At 72.6% G+C, this 22,009-nt stretch carries 22 protein-coding genes and 1 pseudogene; 10 read left to right on the top strand and 13 right to left on the bottom strand.

Features of this window, described 5'->3' with window-relative positions; all coding sequences use genetic code 11:
- The first annotated feature begins 93 nt into the window (after positions 1-93).
- On the top strand, positions 94-288 hold the full coding sequence (locus ACH4PU_RS28530; RefSeq protein WP_398278017.1) for a hypothetical protein: 195 nt from the start codon (positions 94-96) through the stop codon (positions 286-288).
- 78 nt (positions 289-366) lie between these two features.
- Here the strand turns inward: ACH4PU_RS28530 and ACH4PU_RS28525 are convergent, their stop codons facing one another.
- Entirely contained in the window at positions 367-804 is a 438-nt protein-coding gene (locus tag ACH4PU_RS28525) for a metal-sensitive transcriptional regulator (RefSeq protein ID WP_398278014.1), read from the bottom strand.
- Positions 805-1,092: 288 nt separating this feature from the next.
- Here ACH4PU_RS28525 and ACH4PU_RS28520 point away from each other — a divergent pair, with 288 nt between their 5' ends.
- Both ACH4PU_RS28520 and ACH4PU_RS28515 read left to right on the top strand, forming a co-directional pair.
- Positions 1,093-1,713, top strand: a complete 621-nt coding sequence (locus tag ACH4PU_RS28520) for a DUF47 domain-containing protein (protein ID WP_049716407.1) — start codon at positions 1,093-1,095, stop codon at positions 1,711-1,713.
- Between the two features lie 6 nt (positions 1,714-1,719).
- Positions 1,720-2,718, top strand: coding sequence for an inorganic phosphate transporter (locus tag ACH4PU_RS28515; RefSeq protein WP_185941616.1), 999 nt, complete (start codon positions 1,720-1,722; stop codon positions 2,716-2,718).
- A 223-nt stretch (positions 2,719-2,941) separates the two neighbouring features.
- Here the strand turns inward: ACH4PU_RS28515 and pstB are convergent, their stop codons facing one another.
- The 4 genes from pstB to pstS all read right to left on the bottom strand — a co-directional run bounded on the left by pstB (position 2,942) and on the right by pstS (position 7,104).
- Positions 2,942-3,721, bottom strand: coding sequence for a phosphate ABC transporter ATP-binding protein PstB (gene pstB, locus ACH4PU_RS28510; protein WP_398278009.1), 780 nt, complete (start codon positions 3,719-3,721; stop codon positions 2,942-2,944).
- Positions 3,722-3,754: 33 nt separating this feature from the next.
- Entirely contained in the window at positions 3,755-4,822 is a 1,068-nt protein-coding gene (gene pstA / locus ACH4PU_RS28505; protein ID WP_398278116.1) for a phosphate ABC transporter permease PstA, read from the bottom strand.
- Positions 4,823-4,833: 11 nt separating this feature from the next.
- Entirely contained in the window at positions 4,834-5,802 is a 969-nt protein-coding gene (gene pstC / locus ACH4PU_RS28500; RefSeq protein WP_398278113.1) for a phosphate ABC transporter permease subunit PstC, read from the bottom strand.
- 171 nt (positions 5,803-5,973) lie between these two features.
- A complete protein-coding gene (gene pstS / locus ACH4PU_RS28495) occupies positions 5,974-7,104 on the bottom strand; it encodes a phosphate ABC transporter substrate-binding protein PstS (RefSeq protein WP_185941614.1) in 1,131 nt (376 codons plus the stop codon).
- Between the two features lie 477 nt (positions 7,105-7,581).
- Between pstS and ACH4PU_RS28490 the strand changes: the two genes are divergently transcribed.
- Both ACH4PU_RS28490 and ACH4PU_RS28485 read left to right on the top strand, forming a co-directional pair.
- Positions 7,582-8,634, top strand: coding sequence for an NlpC/P60 family protein (locus tag ACH4PU_RS28490; RefSeq protein ID WP_398278006.1), 1,053 nt, complete (start codon positions 7,582-7,584; stop codon positions 8,632-8,634).
- A gap of 607 nt (positions 8,635-9,241) precedes the next feature.
- On the top strand, positions 9,242-10,510 hold the full coding sequence (locus ACH4PU_RS28485) for a PP2C family protein-serine/threonine phosphatase (RefSeq protein WP_398278003.1): 1,269 nt from the start codon (positions 9,242-9,244) through the stop codon (positions 10,508-10,510).
- 16 nt (positions 10,511-10,526) lie between these two features.
- On the opposite strand, the gene ACH4PU_RS28480 is transcribed toward ACH4PU_RS28485, so the two are convergent.
- The 4 genes from ACH4PU_RS28480 to ACH4PU_RS28465 form a co-directional block, all read right to left on the bottom strand.
- Positions 10,527-10,865 carry a DUF2516 family protein gene (locus ACH4PU_RS28480; RefSeq protein WP_398278000.1) on the bottom strand — a complete coding sequence of 113 codons (339 nt, stop codon included), beginning with the start codon at positions 10,863-10,865 and terminating at the stop codon, positions 10,527-10,529.
- A 192-nt stretch (positions 10,866-11,057) separates the two neighbouring features.
- A complete protein-coding gene (locus ACH4PU_RS28475) occupies positions 11,058-11,657 on the bottom strand; it encodes a hypothetical protein (RefSeq protein ID WP_398277998.1) in 600 nt (199 codons plus the stop codon).
- Positions 11,658-11,700: 43 nt separating this feature from the next.
- A complete protein-coding gene (locus tag ACH4PU_RS28470; RefSeq protein ID WP_398277995.1) occupies positions 11,701-12,078 on the bottom strand; it encodes a helix-turn-helix domain-containing protein in 378 nt (125 codons plus the stop codon).
- Between the two features lie 405 nt (positions 12,079-12,483).
- A complete protein-coding gene (locus tag ACH4PU_RS28465; protein WP_398277992.1) occupies positions 12,484-13,548 on the bottom strand; it encodes an aldo/keto reductase in 1,065 nt (354 codons plus the stop codon).
- A gap of 114 nt (positions 13,549-13,662) precedes the next feature.
- Between ACH4PU_RS28465 and ACH4PU_RS28460 the strand changes: the two genes are divergently transcribed.
- Positions 13,663-14,499 (top strand): helix-turn-helix transcriptional regulator, encoded by an 837-nt coding sequence (locus ACH4PU_RS28460; RefSeq protein WP_398277989.1) that lies wholly within the window; start codon positions 13,663-13,665, stop codon positions 14,497-14,499.
- A gap of 388 nt (positions 14,500-14,887) precedes the next feature.
- Positions 14,888-15,343, top strand: coding sequence for a DUF6228 family protein (locus tag ACH4PU_RS28455; protein WP_398277986.1), 456 nt, complete (start codon positions 14,888-14,890; stop codon positions 15,341-15,343).
- Positions 15,344-15,527: 184 nt separating this feature from the next.
- Here ACH4PU_RS28455 and ACH4PU_RS28450 read toward each other — a convergent pair whose 3' ends face one another.
- Both ACH4PU_RS28450 and ACH4PU_RS28445 read right to left on the bottom strand, forming a co-directional pair.
- The gene (locus tag ACH4PU_RS28450; protein WP_398277983.1) at positions 15,528-16,655 is read right to left on the bottom strand and encodes an AAA family ATPase; all 1,128 of its coding nucleotides are present in this window, start codon (positions 16,653-16,655) and stop codon (positions 15,528-15,530) included.
- A gap of 110 nt (positions 16,656-16,765) precedes the next feature.
- On the bottom strand, positions 16,766-17,071 hold the full coding sequence (locus ACH4PU_RS28445; RefSeq protein ID WP_398277980.1) for a putative quinol monooxygenase: 306 nt from the start codon (positions 17,069-17,071) through the stop codon (positions 16,766-16,768).
- Positions 17,072-17,430: 359 nt separating this feature from the next.
- Here ACH4PU_RS28445 and ACH4PU_RS28440 point away from each other — a divergent pair, with 359 nt between their 5' ends.
- Positions 17,431-17,892 carry a hypothetical protein gene (locus ACH4PU_RS28440; protein WP_398277977.1) on the top strand — a complete coding sequence of 154 codons (462 nt, stop codon included), beginning with the start codon at positions 17,431-17,433 and terminating at the stop codon, positions 17,890-17,892.
- Between the two features lie 381 nt (positions 17,893-18,273).
- Here the strand turns inward: ACH4PU_RS28440 and ACH4PU_RS28435 are convergent, their stop codons facing one another.
- Positions 18,274-19,566 carry an MFS transporter gene (locus tag ACH4PU_RS28435; RefSeq protein ID WP_398277974.1) on the bottom strand — a complete coding sequence of 431 codons (1,293 nt, stop codon included), beginning with the start codon at positions 19,564-19,566 and terminating at the stop codon, positions 18,274-18,276.
- Positions 19,567-19,622: 56 nt separating this feature from the next.
- Here ACH4PU_RS28435 and ACH4PU_RS28430 point away from each other — a divergent pair, with 56 nt between their 5' ends.
- The gene (locus ACH4PU_RS28430) at positions 19,623-20,606 is read left to right on the top strand and encodes a DUF5937 family protein (RefSeq protein WP_398277971.1); all 984 of its coding nucleotides are present in this window, start codon (positions 19,623-19,625) and stop codon (positions 20,604-20,606) included.
- A 16-nt stretch (positions 20,607-20,622) separates the two neighbouring features.
- On the opposite strand, the gene ACH4PU_RS28425 is transcribed toward ACH4PU_RS28430, so the two are convergent.
- Positions 20,623-21,120, bottom strand: coding sequence for a GNAT family N-acetyltransferase (locus ACH4PU_RS28425; protein ID WP_398277968.1), 498 nt, complete (start codon positions 21,118-21,120; stop codon positions 20,623-20,625).
- A 92-nt stretch (positions 21,121-21,212) separates the two neighbouring features.
- Here ACH4PU_RS28425 and ACH4PU_RS28420 point away from each other — a divergent pair.
- Positions 21,213-21,911: pseudogene (locus ACH4PU_RS28420) on the top strand (LysR family substrate-binding domain-containing protein); the annotation flags it as partial.
- Positions 21,912-22,009 lie beyond the last annotated feature (98 nt).

The following is a 22,009-nucleotide window of genomic DNA, read 5'->3' as shown; positions in this document are numbered from 1 at the left end:
GACGCCCGGCCGGTCCGCCCGGCCGGAGGCCAGTGAGTGAGTGCTCCAGAGTGCTCCCGTACCAGACACGCAAGGCCCGAGGAGGTGAATCACGTGGTTTCGCGGCGCGGTTCGGCACCCGGTCCGGACCCCGTGGCCCTCATCGAGATCGACCTCTACGGCGAGTTGATGATCGCCGCCACGGGTGCGGCCGAGGACCGGCTGAGTCCGGACCGGATCGACGAGGTGCTCAGGGTCGTACGGCCCCGGTCCCGGCGGCCGGCTCCGCCGGGTGAGGTGGACGGCTGAGGGCGATCGAACACCGGGTGACGGCTCGTACGCCCTGGCCGCACGCCCTCTGGTCGTACTCCCCCGCCCCGCGTCGGCTCAGGAGCGCAGCAGCCGTGCGATGGCCGCCGTCGCCTCGGCGACCTTGGCGTCGATCTCGTCGCCGCCCTTGACCGCCGCGTCGGCGACGCAGTGCCGCAGGTGCTCCTGGAGGAGCTGGAGGGCGAAGGACTGCAGCGCCTTGGTGCCCGCGGAGACCTGGGTGAGTATGTCGATGCAGTAGACGTCCTCCTCGACCATGCGCTGGAGGCCCCGGATCTGGCCCTCGATCCTGCGCAGTCGCTTGAGGTGCTGGTCCTTCTGGTGGCTGTAGCCGTGGGGGCCGTGGTGCGCCCCGCCGCTGTGAGCGCTCTGGGGGCTGTGAGCATTGTCGCTTCCGGTGGCTCCGGCGGCTTCCGCGGTGGGCGCGGGGCCGCCGTGGCAGGACGCCGCGGCCGGTTCGCCGGTGCCGGCCGCTGTGGTACCCGTGGTGGTCATGGCGTCCTCCGTTGTTCCGCGCGTTCCGCGCCGTCGGACGGCGCGTCGCCGTCCGTTCGGGGGCGGGGCCGCGGCGCGTCCCGTGTGGCTGTCCGGCTTATACCCCATGTGCATACCCCTACCGGGTATATGTTACCGAAATCCCCGGCGTACGGCCGTGGAGAGAGTGGTACCGGCTTGGTGTGCACTCTGCCCGATGGGCGACACTGAGGGAATGCCAGTTAGCTGTGGCCGGATGATGCGCCTAGCATCAACGAGACCGAATCCGCTGCACCCCGAGGATCCCACGTGCGCTTTCGTCTGACCCCCAGGGAGACGAGCTTCTACGACATGTTCGCCGCGTCCGCGGACAACATCGTCACGGGCTCCAAGCTCCTGATGGAACTGCTCGGTGCGGAGCCGTCCGCCCGGGCCGAGATCGCCGAGCGGATGCGGGCAGCGGAGCACGCCGGGGACGACGCGACCCACGCGATCTTCCACCAGCTGAACTCCTCGTTCATCACGCCGTTCGACCGCGAGGACATCTACGCCCTCGCGTCCTCGCTCGACGACATCATGGACTTCATGGAAGAGGCGGTCGACCTGGTCGTCCTCTACCAGATCGAGGACCTGCCGAAGGGCGTCGAGCAGCAGATCGAGGTCCTCGCACGAGCCGCCGAGCTCACCGCCGAGGCCATGCCGAACCTGCGCACGATGACCAACCTCACCGAGTACTGGATCGAGGTCAACCGCCTGGAGAACCAGGCCGACCAGATCCACCGCAAGCTGCTCGCCCACCTCTTCAACGGCAAGTACGACGCCATCGAGGTGCTCAAGCTGAAGCAGATCGTGGACGTGCTGGAAGAGGCGGCGGACGCGTTCGAGCACGTCGCGAACACGGTCGAGACCATCGCGGTCAAGGAGTCCTGACCTCCGGTGGATACGTTCGCACTTGTCGTGACCATCGCGGTCGCGCTCGGATTCACCTATACCAACGGCTTTCACGACTCCGCGAACGCCATCGCCACCTCGGTCTCCACGCGGGCGCTGACCCCGCGCGCGGCCCTGGCGATGGCGGCGGTCATGAACCTCGCCGGTGCCTTCCTGGGCAGCGGCGTCGCCAAGACCGTCAGCAAGGGCCTGATCGAGACGCCGGTCGGCGACAAGGGGATGGGCATCCTCTTCGCCGCGCTGGTCGGAGCGGTCGTCTGGAACCTGGTGACCTGGTACTTCGGTCTGCCGTCGTCGTCCAGCCACGCGCTGTTCGGCGGCATGGTGGGCGCGGCGCTCGCGGGCGGGACGACCGTCATCTGGTCGGGCGTCGTCGAGAAGGTCGTCGTCCCGATGTTCCTCTCGCCGTTCGTCGGCCTGATCATCGGCTATCTGGTGATGGTCGTGATCATGTGGATGTTCCGGAAGTCCAACCCGCACAAGGCGAAGCGGGGCTTCCGGATCGCTCAGACCGTCTCCGCGGCGGGCATGGCGCTGGGGCACGGTCTGCAGGACGCGCAGAAGACCATGGGCATCGTGGTCATGGCCCTGGTCATCGGGGACGTCCAGGACAAGGACGCCGCGATTCCGCTCTGGGTCAAGCTGGTCTGCGCGATCACGCTGTCGCTGGGGACGTACGCGGGCGGCTGGCGCATCATGCGGACGCTCGGGCGGCGGATCATCGAGCTGGACCCGCCTCAGGGGTTCGCCGCCGAGACGACGGCCGCCTCCGTGATGTACACGGCCTCGTTCATGTTCCACGCGCCGATCTCGACGACGCATGTGATCACTTCCGCGATCATGGGCGTGGGGTCCACCAAGGGGTCGCGGGCCGTGCGGTGGGGTGTCGCCAAGAACATCGTCATGGGGTGGTTCATCACCATGCCGGCCGCGGCGATCGTGGCCGCGTTCAGCTATTGGATCGTGCAGCTCGCCTTCGGGTGACCTTGGCTGTCCGACGCTGTCTGACGGATCGGGCCCGCCCCCTGCCACCCAGGGGGCGGGCCCTTTTCGCTCCGCGGCGGCACCGCCATGCAGCGCCGCGGGGCGAGTCGGTGGGGGTGCCCCGGTCCCACCCCTTCGCCGCTTCCCGGGGGCAAGCCCCCGGACCCCCGGGACCGCGCTCCGCGCGGTTGTCCTCAATCGCCGGACGGGCTGGAAGCTGTCCCTACCCGAAGCGCCCCGAGATGTAGTCCTCCGTCGCCTGCACCGACGGGTTGGAGAAGATCCGCTCCGTGTCGTCGATCTCGACGAGCTTGCCGGGCTGCCCCACCCCCGCCAGGTTGAAGAAGGCCGTGCGGTCGGAGACGCGCGCCGCCTGCTGCATGTTGTGGGTGACGATGACGATCGTGAACCGTTCCTTCAGCTCGCCGATGAGGTCCTCGATGGCGAGGGTGGAGATCGGGTCGAGGGCCGAGCAGGGCTCGTCCATCAGCAGGACCTGGGGTTCGACGGCGATGGCGCGGGCGATGCAGAGGCGCTGCTGCTGGCCGCCGGAGAGGCCGGCGCCGGGCTTGTTGAGGCGGTCCTTGACCTCTTTCCAGAGGTTGGCGCCCTGGAGGGACTTCTCGACGACCCCGTCCAGCTCGGACTTGCGGATCCGGCCGCCGTTGAGGCGGATGCCCGCGGCGACGTTCTCGTAGATGGACATGGTCGGGAAGGGGTTGGGGCGCTGGAAGACCATGCCGACCGTGCGGCGGACGGAGACGGGGTCGACGCCGGAGCCGTAGAGGTTCTCGTCGTCGAGCATCACCTTGCCTTCGACGCGTCCGCCCGGGGTGACCTCGTGCATCCGGTTGAGGGTGCGCAGGAAGGTGGACTTGCCGCAGCCGGAGGGGCCGATGAAGGCGGTCACGGAGCGGGGTTCGACGGTCATCGAGATGTCGTCGATGGCCTTGTGGGCGCCGTAGTAGGCGGAGAGGCCGCTGACGTCGATGCGCTTGGCCATGATGATCACTTCTGCTTTCTTACGCGGGGCGGGTCAGCGACCGGCCTTGGGGGCCTTCCAGCGGGCGATGCCGCGGGCCACCAGGTTGAGGACCATGACGAAGGCGATCAGCACCAGGGCCGCGCCCCAGGCGCGGTCGTAGCTGGCGTCGTTTCCGGCCGCCCACTGCTCGTAGATGTAGTACGGCAGCGAGGACTGCGCCCCGTCGAACGGGTTGTTGTTGATCACCTGGGAGCCGAAGACCAGCAGCACGATGGGCGCGGACTCGCCGGCGACGCGGGCGACGGCGAGCATGACGCCGGTGGCGATGCCGCCGATGGCCGTCGGGAGGACGACCTTGAGGATCGTCCGCCACTTGGGCACGCCCAGAGCGAGGGAGGCTTCACGGAGCTCGTTGGGGACGAGCTTGAGCATCTCCTCGGTGGAGCGGACCACCACGGGCATCATCAGGATCGCCAGGGCCATCGAGCCGGCGAAGCCGGAGTAGCCGAAGTCGAGCATGATGATCCAGAAGCTGAGGATGAACAGGCCGGCGACGATCGACGGGACGCCGGTCATCACGTCCACGAAGAACGTCACGGCCCGCGCGAGCCGGCCGCGGCCGTACTCCACCAGGTAGATGGCGGTCAGCAGGCCCACCGGCGCGGCGATGGCGGTGGCGATGCCGACCTGCTCCAGGGTGCCGATGACGGCGTGGTAGACGCCGCCGCCGGGCTGGATGGTGAGCACGCCGGCCATGGAGTGCGACAGGAAGCCGCCGTCGAGGACCTTGGAGCCGCGGGCGATCGTCTCCCAGATCAGCGAGACCAGCGGGACGACGGCGATCAGGAAGCACATCCAGACCAGGCTGGTGGCGAGCCGGTCCTTGGCCTGCCGGCGGCCCTCGACGCGGGCCGTGAAGCCGTAGGTCAGGGCGACGTAGAGCACGGCGGCGATCAGGCCCCACTGCACCTTGCTGTCCATCCCGGCGCCGAGGCCGATGCCGCAGCCGATGGCGAGGGCGAGGGCGGCCAGGGCGGCGGGGGCCCAGCGCGGCAGCCTGGGCCGGTGCAGGCCGGGGGCCGGCCGGGACGCGTCGTCGGCGGTCGCGGGACGGTTCATGGTCACGTCGCTCACGAGAACTCCTTGCGGCGGGCGATGATCATCCGGGCCGCGCCGTTGACCAGCAGGGTCAGGAGGAACAGGACGAGGCCGGAGGCGATGAGCGCGTCCTTGCCGGTCTCGCCGGACTCCTTGAAGCTGCTCGCGATGTTCTGGGCGAAGGTGCCGCCGCCCGGGTCGAGGAGGCTGGTGGAGATCAGGAAGCTGGGGGAGAGGACGGTCGCGACGGCCATCGTCTCGCCGAGGGCGCGGCCGAGGCCGAGCATCGAGGCGCTGATGACGCCGGAGCGGCCGAAGGGCAGGACGGCGGTCCTGATGACCTCCCAGCGGGTGGCGCCGAGGGCCAGCGCGGCCTCCTCGTGCATCTTCGGCGCCTGGAGGAAGACCTCGCGGCTGACGCTGGTGACGATCGGCAGGATCATGATCGCCAGCAGGATGCCGATGGTGAACAGCGAGCGCGCGGCGCCGTCGTGGTAGGCGAGGACGCCGGTCCAGCCGAAGTACTCGTCCAGCCAGCCGTAGAGTCCGCCGAGGTGCGGCACGAGGAACAGGGCGCCCCACAGGCCGTACACGATCGACGGCACGGCGGCCAGCAGGTCGATGACGTACGACAGCGGCGCGGCCAGCTTGCGCGGCGCGTAGTGCGAGATGAACAGCGCGATGCCGACGGCCACGGGGACGGCGAGGACCATCGCGATCAGCGAGCTGACCACGGTGCCGAAGGCGAGGACCGCGATGCCGAAGACCGGCGGGTCGGCGTTGGCCTTCCAGTCGAACGTGGTGAGGAAGTTGCCCTCGTCGACGGAGAGCGCGTGGGCGGCGCGGACGGTGAGGAAGACCGCGATGGCGGCCATGATCACCAGGAGGAGGACGCCGGAGCCCCGGGAGAGCCCGAGGAAGATCCGGTCGCCGGGGCGGACGGTGGCCTTGGTCGCCTTTGTCGTCCCGGTCCCTAGGGCGGGGGCGGGCTGGGCCGCCACCAGGTCGGGGGTGGCCTGGCCGGGTGGCCGGTCGGCCGGTGCCGAGTTGGCTATGTCCTTGTCATTCACGGAATTCTCCGGTCTGCGGGGCCGGACGCGCTGTGCGTCCGGCCCGTGGCGCGGCGGTGCACCGGATCGTGCGAACGCCTGCGGGGGCGGTCGCACGGGGGTTCAGGAGAGGCTCGCGACGTTCTCGCGGACCTTCTTGGCGATCTCGGCGGGCAGCGGCGCGTAGCCGAGCTGCTTGAGCACGGACTGGCCGTCCTCACTGGCGATGTAGGTCAGGAAGGACTTGGCGGCCGGCAGCGTCTCGGCCTTGTTGCCCTTGTCGCCGACGATCTCGTAGGTCACCAGGGTGAGCGGGTAGGCGCCCTCGGCCTTGGTGGTGTAGTTGAGCTTGAGCGCCAGGTCCTTGCCGGTGCCGGTGATCTTGGCCTCGGCGATGGCCTTGGACGCGTTGTCGGGGCTGGCCTCGACCGGGGCCGAGGCGCCGGTGTTGAGCTTCACCGTCTTGATGCTGCTGGCGGTGGCGTAGGACAGCTCGAAGTACGAGATGGCGCCCTGGACCTGCTTGACCTGCGAGGAGACACCGGCCGAACCGTCCGCCGCCTGGCCGCCCTTGGGGGCCCACGCCTTGGCGGGCGCGTACGGCCAGGAGTTGCCGGCGGCGGCCTTGAGGTACTTGGTGAAGTTGTCGGTGGTGCCCGACTCGTCCGAGCGGTGGAACGCCTGGATCTTGGTGTCCGGGAGCTTGGCGTCCTTGTTGAGCTTGGCGATCGCCTCGTCGTTCCACTTCTCGATCTTGCCGTCGAAGATCTTGGCGAGGGTGTCGGCGTCGAGGACCAGGTTGTCCACGCCCGGCAGGTTGTAGCCGATGGCGATGGGGCCGCCCACCATGGGCAGGTTGATGCCCTGGCCGCCCTTGACGACGTCCTTGGACTTGGCGACCTCCTCCGGCTTCAGCGGCGAGTCGGAGCCCGCGAAGGCGGTCTTGCCCTGCAGGAACTCCTGGATGCCGGCGCCGGATCCGGTGGCCTTGTAGTTGATCTGGATGTCCTTGCAGGCGGACATGAAGTTCTTGACCCACAGGTCCATCGCGTTCTTCTGCGCGGACGAGCCGGAGGCCAGGAGCTGGCCCTTGCCCTCGCACTTGACGTTCGACGCGGTCTTGGCGGTGCCGTTGCCCCCCTGGCCGCTGTCGCTGTTGTCGTCCGAGCCGCACGCCGTGAGGACCAGGGCGCCGGAGACGGCGATGGCGCCGAAGGCGACGGCCCGGAGCCGGTTCTTGCGCTGAAGCTTCACTTTCGGGTGTTCCTTCCGGGAGCCGCCGCTGGGGCGGCGTGCGAGAGGTAGGTGGTGCGGTGTCGGGATTCTGCGGTGTCCGGTCCTGCGCGCGGAGCGGCCACACACGGGTGGTGACCGCCCAGCCCCTGTTCTACGGCCGAAATTAAGCAGATCAGGTGAAGCCGTCGAAGGAGTGAGGTGAACGAGGGGTGAACCTCGGCCGTCAGGGCGGTGGCAGGGGTCGGGGAGGGGGGACCGCGGGATTCGGGGAGGCGGGACCGAACGAATCGCGCCAGCGCGGGATTCCGGACAACTGTGACGCAGATCTCTGTCGGTTCGCCCGCCCCCATGACACGATCCGTTCCGCGCGTCGCGGCATGTGAGGACGTGGCGTTCGAGTCGCGGAGGTATCCGGTGGGGCGGAACGGCGGAGCCGTTGGTGGCGTGGACAGGGACGTCGCGGGGGACCCGTGGGCGAGCAGACCCGGGAACCGGATGCCGGGATTCCGCAGAGTGGTCGTCGCGACGGCCGTCGTCTGCGCCGCCGTGACCGCCGGGGCCGCGCTCCCGCAGGCCGCCTGGGCCGACCCGGCGCCGCCCGCGAAGAGCCTGGAAGACGTCCACCAGGAGGTGGAGGCCCTCTACCGCAAGGCCGAGTCGGCCACGGACGCCTACAACGCGGCGGACGAGCAGACCCGGCTCCAGGAGAAGAACGTCGGCGACCTCACCAAGCAGGTCGCCGCCGCCCAGGAGCGGGTGAAGGAGCTCAAGGACCGCGTCGGCGAGCTGGCCCGCACCCAGTACCGCACCGGCGGACTGGCGCCGTCCACGCAGCTGTTCATGGCCCGCTCGCCCGAGGAGTTCCTCGACGCGCTCGACACCACCCGCCGGGGGCAGGACGCCACCCGCCGGCTGCTGACCGAGACGGAATCGGCCAAGGGCGAGCTGGAGAAGTACGTCAAGGCCGCCGACGAGCGGTGGAAGCGGCTCAAGGACGAGCGGAAGAAGAAGGACGAGGCGAAGAAGGAGATCGAGGCCCGCCTCGACGCCGCGAAGAAGCTGGAATCGCGCCTGGAGGAGAAGGAGCGCGAGCGGCTGCGGCAGATCGAGGAGGAGAAGGCCCGCCAGGCGCAGCGGACGTGGCTCGCCTCCGACGCCCTCAAGGGCGTCTCCCTCAAGGACGCCGGGTCGGCCACCGAGATCGGCCGCCGCGCGGTCGCGTTCGCCACCGCGCAGATAGGCAAGGACTACGTCTGGGGCGCCGTGGGCCCGGACACCTACGACTGCTCCGGCCTCACCTCCCGCGCCTGGGCGACGGCCGGCCTCGGGATACCGCGCACCTCGCAGGAGCAGTGGCGGCAGCTGCCCAAGGTCGACGTCCGGGACATGCGCCCCGGCGACCTCATCATCTACTTCTCGGACGCCAGCCACGTCGCGATGTACGTCGGCGACGGGATGATGGTGCACGCGCCGCGGCCCGGCCGGCAGGTGACGATGGCGGGGGCGGGGTCCATGCCGATCCTCGGGGTGGTCAGGCCGGGGGCGTGAGGCCGCGCGGGGGGCGTGAGGGTTTGTAGGCGCGCTCCCGGGGGCGGCGTGGGGCTTGCGGCGCCTCCCGCTCGACGGCGGGTGCAGCTCGGGCCCGTCCTCGGTACCGCGGGGTGCTCCCTCTGCTGCCGCCGCCCGCTCGACGGCGGGTGGCGGGGCGTGACCGCCGTCTCGTAACGGGCGTCACTTCCACCGCGTGGGCTGTGCCGGTAACTCCGGTTGACCGCGGCCGCGCAACGGTGATCACGTAACCTCCGTCACGTAACTCCCGTCACAGGAACGGCAGCACGTGAGGCGGGCCACGTAACCCACGTCACGCGGCGGCCGGTTCGCGCTCCAGAGCGGGCGTCGTACGGGCTTCGGGGGAGCGCGCGGCCCGTTCTCGTACGCACGTGTGCGACGTGACGTTTCTCATGACGTTTTCCTCCCGGCCCGCCCCAAAAGCGGCGTTGGCGACGGCATATGACGGAGGCGGGTGGCTCCGTACCATTCCGTTCGCCCGCGGCCTGCCGCTACTGTCGCGTCGGGCGCCGCCGACCTGCGCGGCGTCGCCCTCGGGGGTGGGGCGCCTCCCGGCGATCGCCGGGGGAGGAAGGAAACCGACGTGATGCCCGTATCCGCACCCGGCCCGGTGGCGCCCGCCGCCGGACCGTCCGACGGCGGGCTGACCCTGCTCGTGATCGAGGACGACCCGGCGGGGTCGCTCTCCATGCCCGAGATGGCCGACATGACCGTGGTGGCCGGCAAGCCGGTCCGCATCCGCACCGCCCGCAACCTCACCGAGGCGGAGCGGCTGCTCACCCACGACGTCCAGTGCATCCTCCTCGACCTCGCCCTGCCCGCCGCCGGGGAGTCCGCTGGCGGCGGCCCCGACGCGCCCCGCGACGAGCTGGACACCCTGCGCCGGGTGCTGCGGCTCGCCCCACGGCACGCCGTCCTCGCGCTGACCTCGGAGAACGACGCCGAGCGGGCCGCCGAGGCGGTCCGCGTCGGCGCGCAGGACTACCTCTTCCGCGACGAACTGGACGGCCGGGTGCTCAGCCGCGCCATCCGCTACGCCGTCGAACGCAAACGTGCCGACCTGGCCCAGCACCAGCTCACCGAGTCCCGGCTGCGCGCCCAGGAGAACGCCCGGCTGGAGCGCGGCCTGCTGCCCCACCCGCTGCTGGCCGGATCCGACCTGCGGTTCGCCACCCGCTACCGGCCGGGCCGCAGCCGCGCCCTGCTCGGCGGCGACTTCTACGACACCGTCCGGACGCCCGACGGCACCGTCCACGCGATGATCGGCGACGTCTGCGGGCACGGCCCGGACGAGGCGGCGCTCGGCGCCGAACTCCGGATAGCCTGGCGGGCGTTGACCCTCGCCGGGCTCCACGGCGGCGAGCTGCTCGGCGTCCTTCAGGAGGTCCTGGAGCACGAACGCGCCGACGAGGAGATCTTCGCGACCCTCTGCACGCTGGACATCGCGCCCGACGGCCGCTCGGCCGCCCTCTTCCTGGCCGGCCACCCGGCCCCGCTGCTGGCCCGCCCCGGCGAGCCGCCGTGCCTGCTGCCGCAGGACGACGGCGGCCCGGCCCTCGGCCTGCTGCCGAAGGCCCGCTGGCCGCGGCTGGAGGTGGCGCTCGGCGACGCCTGGAGCCTGCTGATGTACACCGACGGCCTGATAGAGGGGCGGGTGGGTGGCCCGGAGGGCGGGGCCCGGCGGCTCGGGCAGGAGGGGATGATCGAGATGATCGCCCGGCAGATGAAGGAGGGGCTGTCGGGTGAGGAGCTGCTGGACGCCGCCGTCACCGAGGTGCGGGCCCTGAACGGCGAGGAACTGACGGACGATCTGGCCGTGCTGCTGCTGGACCGCCTCGATCGCCTCGATCGCTGAGGCGTTCCGGTACGGCTCAACGGCCGCCGTTGTACGGCCCGTACGGCCCGTCGGAGCTCGACCCCCGGCGGCGCGGGCCGCGGCCCGTGACCTGCTTCAGGGCCGGGCGGACGTCGACGAAGTAGACGATCGTGGCCACCAGGCCCAGGATCGGCAGGAAGCCCCACACGCCCAGGAACAGGTTCACGGCGACGGCGAGGCCGAGGATGATCAGCCAGAAGCCCTTGTTCTGCTTGTCGGCGGCCCGGTAGGCGTCCTCGCGGTGGACCGCCGCGTTCACGAAGGCGGCCATGGCGAAGACCAGCAGGCCCAGGGACACAAAGGCCCAGATCGTGTTGAAGCCCTGTACCAGCATGGCCGCCCACCTCTTGTCCGTCCGTGCGCCGGGTACCGTCCGCCCGTGCTGCCCACCGTACTCGGGGAACGGCCGGAAGGCGGGGGAGGTGCCCGGATCCCGCCCGCACCGGCGTACGGCCCGGCACGCACCGCTACGGCGCGTACCGGACCGTCGCGCGGCGGGAGCTCCCCGCCGCGCCCCCGTGCGCCCTTACGCGTCCGACTTGGCGCCGGTGTCGTCGGCCTTCTTGGCGGCGGTCCGCCGGGTGCCGCTCTTCCGGGCGGCGGGCTTGGCGTCGTCCTTGGCGTCGCTCTGGTCGGCCTTCTCCGAGGCGGCGGCCTTGCCGGTCTCGTCCGAATCGCCGGCCGTGGCGGACTGGTCGGACGGCTCGGTGGCCACCGGGATCTCGGCGACGTCGGCGGGCTGCTCGCCGCGCCAGGCCCGTACGGCCTCCCGGCCGCGCTCGGCCAGCTTCTCGAAGGTCTCGCCGCCCCGGGCGGCCAGCCCGACGGCCTGCCCGACGCCCTGGAGCGCCAGGTCCTGCGCGGTCTGCCCGAGCTTCTTCAGATCGCCGTCGAGGGACCCGACGAGCCCGGTGACCTTGGCCGTGACCTGCGTCTGGGCCTCCTTGGCCTGCTTGCCGACCCGGCCGCCCAGCTCCTTCGGGTCGGTCTTCCGCAGCTGCTCCAGCCGCCCGGGCGCCTCGGCGACCACCTGTCCGAGCTTCTCGGCGGCGAGGTCCGCGGCACCGGCCGCCGCGTAGGCCGTGTCGGTGGCCGCCTTGCGGATGTCCTGGGTGGTGATGGCCATGCGATGGGTCTCCCGTCTCGCGTTTCGGCCGCCCCGGAAGGGGTCAGCCGGAGGGCTTGCCGTCGTCGTCTTCCTTCGGCCCGTTCTCCCTGCGGAACGAGTCGTAGATGTCCAGCAGCACCTGCTTCTGCCGCTCGGTGATCGAGGGGTCGGCGAGGATCGCACTGCGCACCTCCGCCTCCTCCCGGGCCCGCTCGTCGAGGATCCCGGCCTGCACGTACAGCGTCTCCGCCGAGATCCGCAGCGCCTTCGCGAGCTGCTGCAGGATCTCCGCGCTCGGCTTCCGCAGGCCGCGCTCGATCTGGCTGAGGTAGGGGTTGGACACCCCTGCCGCGTCGGCGAGCTGACGCAACGTCAGCTGCGCGCTGCGCCGCTGCTCGCGCAGGTACGCGCCGAGGTTGCCGACGTTGAGCGATGCCATGCGGTCGATGCTGCCGCATGGTGCTAACTTTTGCAAGCGACTGCTTGCAGGTGTTGCCGCGGGCGGGGTGACCGGGCGCGCTGGTCGGCCACTTTCCATGTGTGCCGGTTGGCCGACACGAGCGCTGAAGCTGACCAGGCTATTGAGCTGTGACAAGCTGGTTGGAACCCGGTCACGAGAGTGGGAACCGGTTCGACCGGTGCCGACTGGGCCCACCTCCGTGTCCGAGCGGGCCCCTGACCCCCGCGTGCAGTCCGTGATCAACCACCTCCGGTCGGGGGCGTGAGAACGGTGAAGGCCGCCGGGTTCCGCGGAGCCCGACGGAGGAAGCGATCCGGACGTGGCTCGCCCGGACGGTGAACCGACCGGGGCCCCATGCCCCGGCTCCCGCCGCCGGCGGCCGAGTCAGCGGCGGGTCTCGATCCGCAGGTCACCGGTGGTCACCCGGCGGATGGGCTCGCTCGTCAGCAGCTCATGCGGCTGGCCGAGGGCGATCGCGCCCGCCGCGTCGAGCCGGGCCAGTTGGGTGTCCGTCAGCTCGACCGCCAGGGCGCCCAGGTTGTTCTCCAACTGAGCGGGGGTGCGGGCGCCGAGCAGCGTGCTCGTCACGCCCGGCTTCCGCAGCGTCCAGGCCAGCGCCACCTGGGCTGGGGTGTGCCCCAGCTCGCCGGCCACCTCCCGGACCACCCCGGCCACGCCGAGGCTGCGTTCGGTGAGGGTGCCCAGGGCGAGGTTGTGGCTCCGGCGGGTGCTCCCGTCGGGGCCGGGGCCCGTCGCGCCCACGTCCTCCCGGCCGTACTTGCCGCTGAGCACCCCGCCGCCCAGCGGCGAGTACGGGACCACGCCCAGGCCCAGCTCCCGGGCCATGGGGATCAGGTCGCGCTCCGCGGTGCGTTCGATCAGGCTGTACTCGACCTGCAGCGCGACCAGCGGCGACCAGCCGCGCAGGTCGGCGATCGCCTGCATCCGGGACACCTGCCAGGCCGGGGTGTTGGAGATCGCCACGTACAGCACCTTGCCCTGCCGGACCAGGTCGTCCAGGCCGCGCAGCACCTCCTCCGCCGAGGTCCGGAAGTCCCAGACGTGCAGGTACAGCAGGTCGAGGTAGTCGGTGCCGAGCCGCCGCAGGCTGCCCTCCACCGAGCCGAACAGCGCCTTGCGGTGGCCGCCCCCGGAGTTCGGGTCGCCGGGGCGGCGCAGGGTCGAGTACTTGGTCGCCAGCACCAGGCGTTCGCGCTCCTCGCGGGCGAGCTCGCCCAGCAGGCGCTCGGAGCTGCCGTCGGTGTAGGTGTCGGCGGTGTCGAGGAGGTTGCCGCCGAGCCCGACGTAGCGGTCGAACAGCTTGCGGGCCTCGGCCCGTTCGGCGCCCCACCCCCATTCGGTGCCGAAGGTCGCGGTGCCCAGGGCCAGCGGTGAGACCCGCAGTCCCGAGCGGCCCAGCAGCCGGTAGGTGTCGAGGGTCAGTGCCATCAGGTCCTCCTGTGCTCGTGGTCCGTTGCCGGGGCCGAGTCTGTGGCGGCGGCCCGGGGGTAAGGGACGGCGCTTCCTGGGAAGACCGGTCCCACCCTGGCGGTTGGACCGGTCATGACGACCGGAACCATGGACACCGCCCAGGAGTTGGCCGCCTTCCTGCGGGGCAGGCGCGAAGGCCTTGACCCCGACCGGCTGGGCCTGCCGCCGCACCGGCGGCCCCGGCGGACGCCCGGGCTGCGCCGAGAAGAGGTCGCCGAACTGGCCGGGGTCAGCACCGACTACGTGGTCCGGCTGGAACAGGGCCGCGGGCTGCGGCCCTCGGCAGAGGTGCTGGCGGCGCTGGCCCGTGCCCTGTGCCTGGATCCGGGCGAACGCGACTACCTGTTCGATCTGGCCGGACGCCGCCGCCCCGGCCCCACCGGTGGGCCGGCCGCCGGTGCGGCGCCGTCGCTGGCCCGGCTGGTCCGTGACCTGTCGCCGCTGCCGGCCATGCTGCTGGACCACCGCTACGACATCCTCGCCTGGAACCCCGAAATAGCCCGGCTGCTACCGGGTTTCGAGGCCGTTCCGCCGTCACGGCGCAACGCGATGCGGCTGTGTCTGCTGAACCCGGCGATGCGCGGCTTCTACGCCGACCGGGATCAGGTGCTGCGGGACGGGATCGCCCACCTGCGCGCGGCATGGGCCGCGTACCCGGAGGACCGGAAACTGTCCGGGCTCATCGCCGAATTCGCCACGCAGGACGAGGACTTCGCCCGCTTGTGGTCGAAGCGGGAGGTCAGCGTCAACGGACGCGGCCGGAAGTCGCTGCGGCATCCGGTCGCCGGTGCGATCACCGTCGACTTCGAAGTCCTGCTGCCGCTCCAGGATCCGGAACTGCGCCTGCTGGTCTACCGCGCCGCGGACGAGGAGAGCCGCGCGTCCCTGGACCGGCTGTACGCGCGGTGACTGGGCACTGGGCCGGAAAGACGGGCAGGCTGACGACTCACCTTGGGTCGCAAGAAGCGTGACATCGGTGCCGACAAGCGTGCCCAACGAGCCAGAAACCACAGCTCACCGACCCTCACCGGGTCCAACCGCCGTGTCCAGGCTCACTGGCTGATTCGCCGTGCGGCTCAGGCGACCGGCGGACCCCCGTAGCCGGTGACGCTCCTTGTGCTGCGCGCGCCGCTGGTGACACGTAGCGCGCCGAACCGGTGACGACCACCGTGTCTCACCCACACCGAAGTCGCAGGTCGGCAGGTGCCCTCAGCGACAGCCATCGCGCTCCGGCTCAGCGTGGCGCCGGCGGTGAATCCGGATGACGATCAAGGCGGGCCGACCTAGCGTTCGGTGCATGACATCCCCGGACGGCGATTTCGACGACAAGCCCGGCGTGACCATCCGCTGCCGGGACAACCCCTCCGTGGGCGTGACGTTCCGCGACCGGTTCAGCTTCGATGCCGACTCCGTGCACTACGCCGTCGAGCTGCGGGCCCCGGGTCTGACCGCTCGTGTCGCCGAGGTCGTCGCCTGGATCTGGGACAGCGATCTCACCACGTTCCTGGAAGGGCTCGTCGCCGACTACCGGGGGTGGGACGGCGAGCGGAGTTGGCAGACGGACGACCGGGACCTGAGGGTGTCGGCCGTCTTCCGGTCCGGCGGCCACGTCGGGCTGACCTGGGCCGTGCGACCGTGGCCCCAGGCCGCCGGGGGCTGGAGCGCCTCGGTGACCACCTGGCTGGAGGCCGGCGAGCAGATGGCTTCCCTGACGGCGGACGTCCGGAGCTTCCTCACCGAGGAGCGGCCGTGACGTCCGGCATCCGTGTCACCCCGGCCTCGGCGGAATCCGGGTAGGCCCGACCGCACCCTTCGGGTCAGCGCACCGGGGCAGCGCACTTCCGGAGGGACGAGGCATGGGTGGCCGGTGAGGTCCACGAGGCCGGTGGCTCCGTCCTCGCCCTTGTCTGCGGGCACGGTCCGCTGAAGCCGCGGGCTCAGCGCTTGGGCCAGTGCCACGCCGGCTCGTCCAGCAGGCCCTGCCCGCGGACGGCGGTCCGGCCGGACTCCTTCACCAGTTCGACGATGTGGGCCGCGGGGGCGAGGGCGGTCGTGAGGGGGTGGGCGTGGGTGACGACCATGACTTGGGAGCGGCGGGCCGCGTTACGGATCAGGTTGGCCAGGGGCGGCAGCAGGTCCGGGTGGAGGCTGGTCTCGGGCTCGTTGAGGACGAGGAGTTCCGGCGGGCGCGGGGTGAGCAGGGCCGCGGTCCAGATCAGGTAGCGCAGGGTGCCGTCGGACAGTTCGGCGGCGGTCAGCGGGCGGAGCAGGCCGTGCTGGCGCAGCCGCAGGTCCAGCCGGTCGCCGAGCGAATCGATCTCCACCCGGCTGCCGGGGAAGGCGGCGTCGACCGCCGCGTCGAGCGCCGCGGCGTCGCCGGTCTCGCGGATCGTCTGGAGGGCGGCGGCCAGGTCCGCGCCGTCGCCGGCGAGCACCGGGGTGCGGGTGCCGATGCGGGCCTCGCGGGCGGGGGCGTGGGCGTCGGTGCGGACGTGGTCGTAGAACCGCCAGGCGCGGATCCGCTCGCGGACCGCGAGGACGTCGGGGGCGTGCCGCGGGTCCGCGACCTCGCTCAGCATCGAGTCGTACGCGCGGAGGGCGCCGGTCCGGCGGTGCCAGCCGCCGTCCGCCGAGCGCACCCTGACGTACGGGCCCTTGCGCTCGGACAGCAGGGCGGCGGGGCGCAGCACCGGGCCGCTCCAGACGGCCTCGGACTTGAACTCGGGGTCGAGGGCGAAGAACGACTCGGGGTGGCCGGCCGCGCCGCCCGGGTAGCCGAAGTCGACGGCGTACCCGAAGTCGTCGCCCGCGAAGCCGAGGCGCAGGGCGGCGGCGTCGCGGCCCGCCGCCTTCCCGGGGCCCGCCCACAGGGTGGAGGGCAGCCCGCCCTCCCGGGCGAGCGCCGCGACCGCGCCGCCGCGCGCCGCGTCGGCGAGCAGCCGCAGCGAGCGGTACAGCGACGACTTGCCGGTGCCGTTGGCTCCGGTGATCACGGTGAGCGGGCCCAAGGGCAGGACGAGGCGGTTCAGTGAGCGGTAGTTCTCGACGGCGAGGGTGGTGAGCACGGTTCCGAGCGTACGGAGGGGTCTGACAACCGCCCGTCCGCCGCCGTCCCTCATCCGTCACCGTCCCCCGTCCGTCACCGTCCCTCGCCCGTCGCGCGAGGACGCGGCGTTCAGGCCGCCGGGGTCTCGGGGGCGGGGACCAGGCGGTGGATGGCCAGCGGCTCGGCCAGGATCTGGTCCAGGACCTCCGCCACGTGCCGGAAGTGCGGGGTGGTGAAGTGCTCGGCGAGCGCCTCTTCGCTCGTCCACTGTTCGACGATCACCATGCGGGCGGGCTCGTTGGGGTCGGTGTAGGGACGGTAGGCGAGGCAGCCGGGCTCCTCCAGGGACGGCTCGATCATCGCTTCCAGGGCGGTGCGGAGCCGGTCCTCCTTCCCGGGGGCGGCGAGGCATTCGGCGACGACGAAGAGGGACATGACAGGTCTCCTGACGGTTGAAGGGGTTACGGGCGCGCGGGGCCGGTGCCCGCGCCGGTCGTCGTGATGGCGGTGGCGATCTCCTCCAGATCGGCTGCCGACAGGTCCACCGACGCACCGCCGATCCAGCCGTCGTCCGGGCGGGCGTGCGGGCGCCGACGATGGCGCCGGTGATGCCGGGCCAGGCCAGCACCCAGGCGAGGGCGGTCTCGGCGACCGTGGCACCGTACCGCTCGGCCACCGGCCGCCGCGCGTCGGCCAGTCGGAGGTCGGCGGCGAGGCCGGTGGTGAAGCCGTGGTGGTCGGTTCGCCAGTCGTCCGCGGGGAGGTTCGCGCCGCGTTCGGCCGAGAAGGTGCCGGTGAGCAGGCCCGACACCGACCGGCCGGACGGGGCCGCGCCCGCCCAGCGGGTACGGCCGGGGCTGCGCCGGCTGCTGGACTCGGCGGCGGACGTGCCGGCGTACGTCGTCGGGCGGAACACCGACGTCCTGGCGTGGAACCGGCTCGGGGCGGCCCTCATCACGGACTTCGGCGCACTGCCGCCCCGGCAGCGGAGCCTGGCCCGGCTGGTCTTCCTGGACGAGGGCGTACGCGGCCTGTACGCCGACTGGCGCGGCAAGGCGAGCGACGTCGCCGCCTACCTCCGGCTCGACGCGGGGCGGCACCCGGACGACCCGGAGACGGCGGCACTGATCGCGGAACTCTCGTCCGCGAGCCCGGAGTTCAGGGAGGCGTGGGCCGAGCACCGGCTCAAGGGCAAGACGCACGGCCGGTATCTCTACCGGCACCCGGCGGTCGGTGAACTCGACCTGGGCTTCTAGGCGTTCCGGCTGCCCGACGACCCGGACCAGGCGCTGGTCCCGCACACGGTGGACGAGGGTTCGCCGTCCGACGCGGCGCTGCGGCTGCTGGCGGTGTGGGCCCGGGAGTGGCTGCCGTCGGGGCGGTGAGGTTCCGGGGCGCCGACATCCGCTCGTAGCGCGGGTCGGCACCCGCCACAGCGCGGGTCGCCCCCAGGCACGGCGCGGATCGGCACCCGCTCGTAGCGCGCGTCGGCACTTGCGGGCACTTGCCCACAGCACGCCGGACCGGTCCACAGCGCGCGCCGGACCGCCTCACAGCGCGCTCCGGCCTCCGGCACCCGCTCACGGCGCGCGCCGCCGCACGCCGCCGCACGCCGCCGCACGCTGCGGCGCGGTCGCTCAAGGCGTCGCCGGCGCCTCCTTCGGTGGTGCGACCGGCTGCGGAGCAGCCGTCGGCGGGAGCGCGCGCAGGGTGCGGATCGGGGAGCGGAGGACGGGGAGGAAGGCGGTCGCCAGGCAGGCCGCGCCCGTCCACACCGCCACGCGGACGCCTGCCAGTTCGCCGATGAGGCCCGCGAGCGCGGAGCCGACGGCGAGGGCGCCGGTCAGCAGGAAGCGGAAGGTGGCGTTCATGCGGCCGAGCAGGGCGTCGGGTGTCAGCCGCTGACGCAGGCTGACCCCGAGGACGTTGCTCACGCCGGTCTCCGTCATGCTCAGGAACCAGCCGGCGCCGGCGACCCAGAGCCACGGGCCGCGCCCGACCAGGGCCACGGCGACGGCGGCCGGGGCGCACCACAGCCAGGTCAGGGCCAGGGCGCGGCCGTGGCCCAGGCGGGCGGCGAGGCGGCGGGCGCAGCCGGCGCCGAGCAGCAGGCCCACGCCGCCGACCGCCCAGTACAGGCCGAGGGCCCCGGCCGACAGGCCGAGCCGGCGGGTGAACAGCACCGGCAGCATGGAGTTGATCATCTGCGCGCCGAGGTTGCCCAGGGCGCCCGAGAGGGCCAGCGCGCGCAGTTCGGGGCGGCGGAGGACGTGCCGCAGCCCTTCCGCCACCTCGGCCCGCAGCCGGCGGGGTGCGGTCTGGGCCGTGGCGGGAACGGGGGCGGGCCGCCGGCGGAGGCGGAGGAGGCCGAGGGCGGACGCGAGGTAGGCGACGGCGGCGCCCGCGAGCGCCACCGGGGCGGTGAGCAGCTGGACGGCGAGGCCGCCGGCGCCGCGGCCGGCGATGTTGGCGCCGGCCATCAGGCTCACGATCGCGCTGTTCGCCGGCACCAGCTGCTCCCGGCCGACGAGTTGGGGCAGCACGCTCTGCGAACCGACGTCGAAGAACACGGTGGCGCACCCGTTGAACAGCACCACCGCGTACAGCTGCGGCAGCGACAGCGCGTCCAGCCACCAGGCGACGGGGACCGAGGCGAGCAGCGCGGCGCGCGCCGCGTCGGCGGCCACCAGCAGCCGGCGCCCCGGCAGCCGGTCCACCCAGGCGCCCGCGGGCAGGCCGATGAGCAGAAACGCGGCCGTTGACAGCGCCGCCAGGGCACCCGCCTGGCCCGGACTCGCGTCCAGGGTGGTGGCGGCGATCAGCGGGACCGCCACATAACCGAGGTTGGTGCCGAGGTGGCTGAGGGCACTGGCGGTGAAGAGGGCACGGAAGTCATGGATGTGCCAGGTGGAGCGGGGAGTTCGGGTCATGTGCCGTACGGTGCTGCCCTGTCGCGGCCGCACCCATTGATTTACCCTCGGCTGAAATGATCGAGGTCGAGTTCGCGATGGAGGACGTCACCCGCATCCGCTTCGCGCTGTCCCCGCTGTGGGAGGTCATGGCGAGCGTGCGGGTGCTGAAAGGCGCGGACGGGCAGGGGCTGCACCGGGCCTGGACGGACGAAGTGGGACCCCGGCTGGCCGCGGCGGACGTCGACTTCACCCCGCTGTTCGACTTCGTTCCCCTGCCGACGCGGTCCCCCTGGTCGGGCTGCGTCCCCGGGTTCCTCTGTCCGCCGCCCACGACGCCCCTGCCCTCGCTCTCCGTGGAACTGGCGGCCGTACGGGCCATGCCGCCGGCGCTGCTCCGCACGACCGCGGAGGTGCCCCCGGCCCGGATGGCGGCGCTGCGCGCGGACCCCGAACGGTGGCTGGGGCAGTTGGCCGACCTGGTCGAGGCCTACTGGGAACTGGCCCTGGCCCCGTACTGGCCGCGCGTCCTCGCCCTGCTGGAGGACGACATCCGCTACCGCGCCGCGCGCCTGGTGGAGGGCGGTGCCCGGCACCTGTTCGCGGACCTCGATCCCCAGGTCGCCTGGGCGGCGGGCACCCTGCGCCTGGCCCACCGCACCGTCCGCCGGGCGCGCCGGCTGCACGGCGAGGGCTTGGTGCTGGTGCCCTCGGCCTTCACCTGGCCGCGCGTCTTCACGATGGTGAACGAGCCGTGGCAGGCGTCGCTGCACTACCCGCCGCGCGGCGTCGGCACGCTGTGGGAGACGCGCCCGAGGGAGGTCTCCGACGCCCTGGCGGGGGTGGTGGGCCGCTCGCGCGCGGCCCTGCTGGCCGAACTGGCCGCCCCCGTCTCCACCACCGGCCTCGCCCGCCGCACCGGCCTCACTCCCGGCGGCGCCTCGCAGCACCTGAAGGCCCTCCGCACGGCCGGCCTGGTCAGCTCGCACCGCGTGGGGCGGCAGGTGCTGTACGCGCGGACGCGGGCGGGGGAGGCGCTGGTGGCCGCGGCGGGGGCGTGAGGCCCGAGGGGCGCCCTCAGCAGGCCCGTTCGTACTCGACCTGGGCGATGGGGGTGCCGTCGCCGTAGTCGACGACGCGGGTCGCGCCGCTCTCCGTGAAGCCGCACTTGGCGTAGAAGCGCCGGGCGCGCGGGGTGTCGCGCACGGTCCACAGGTGGACGCGGGTGTGGCCGTCGGCCCGCAGGCGGTGCAGCGTCGCGGTCATCAGGGCGGCGGCGACGCCGGTGCCCCAGCCGTCGGGGTGCCCGTAGAAGCTGTGGAGCTCCGCGAGGCCCGGGCGGGTCGGGGAGGGGAGGGAGCGGGACAGGGCGGACGGGCGGTCGTCGAGCGTGGCGAGCAGCAGCGTTCCGGTCCCGTCCGCGATCCGCGCGTGCCACCGCGTGCGCCGGTCCCGTACGGCGCTCGCGACGAACTCCGGCGCGAAGAAGGGCCCGTACGCCGCTTCCCACGCCGCGGCGTGGATCTCGCCGAGGGCATCGCCGTCGGCCGGGCCGGCTTCACGAATCGCGATCACGCGGGCAGCGTACCGCGCCTGCGAGGGACGCGAGTTGAGCGAGCTGCGGCCGCTCACGCCGTCGCGAGCGTACCGACGGCGACCCGGCGGGCGGCCGAGCGGGCCGCCGCGTGCTGCGCGTCGGCTTCCTGGCCGGCGCCGCCACCGAGGCGACCCCGCGCATCGTCGCCGAGTTCGCCCGCCGGCGGCCGGGCCGGCGCGCCGACATGCGGCAGGCTGCCTGGTCGGACCCGCCCGCCGGGCTCCTCGACGGCGACGTCGACGTGGCTCTGCTGCGGCTTCCCTTCCCCGGGCAGGAGGCGTTGCGCGTCGAGGAGTTGTTCATCGAGCCGCGCTGCGTGGCCCTCGCCACCGGGCATCCGCCCGCCGCGCGGGAGCGGATCGCCTTCCACGAACCGTTCGTCGCCGCGCCGCCGGAGACCGGCCCTTGGCGGGACCACCGGCCGGCCGCCGACGAGCGGGAGGGACGGCCCGTTCGGGTCGGGACGGTCACCGACCAGCCGGACGAGTGGCTCAGCGCGATCGCCCATGGGCACGGCGTCGCGCTGGCGCCTGAGTCCGTTGCTCGGTTCCACGCGCGGCCCGGGGTGGTGTACCGGGCGGTGAGCGGGGTGAGTCCCAGTCGGGTGGGGGTGGCTTGGGGGTTCGGTGGTGGGGGAGTTCGTTCGGTGCCGCTTGGAGGTGGGTGGGTGAGGGCGCCCCAGACCCGCCCCTTCGCCGCTTCCTGGGGCTGCGCCCCAGACCCCCTGATCGCGGCTTCGCCGCTCGTCCTCAAGCGCCGGACGGGCTGATTGGTGCGCCCGGCCGTGACCACCAGCCTGTCCGGCGTTTGGGGACCTCGCGGCGAAGCCGCGATGCCGGGGTGCGGGCCCTCCCGCAGAAACGGTGA

This window comes from Streptomyces sp. NPDC021100 (genome assembly GCF_044333095.1).
GTDB lineage: Bacteria > Actinomycetota > Actinomycetes > Streptomycetales > Streptomycetaceae > Streptomyces.
The sequence above is the reverse complement of the archived record's forward strand: the minus strand, read 5'-3'. Positions and strand labels throughout refer to the sequence as shown.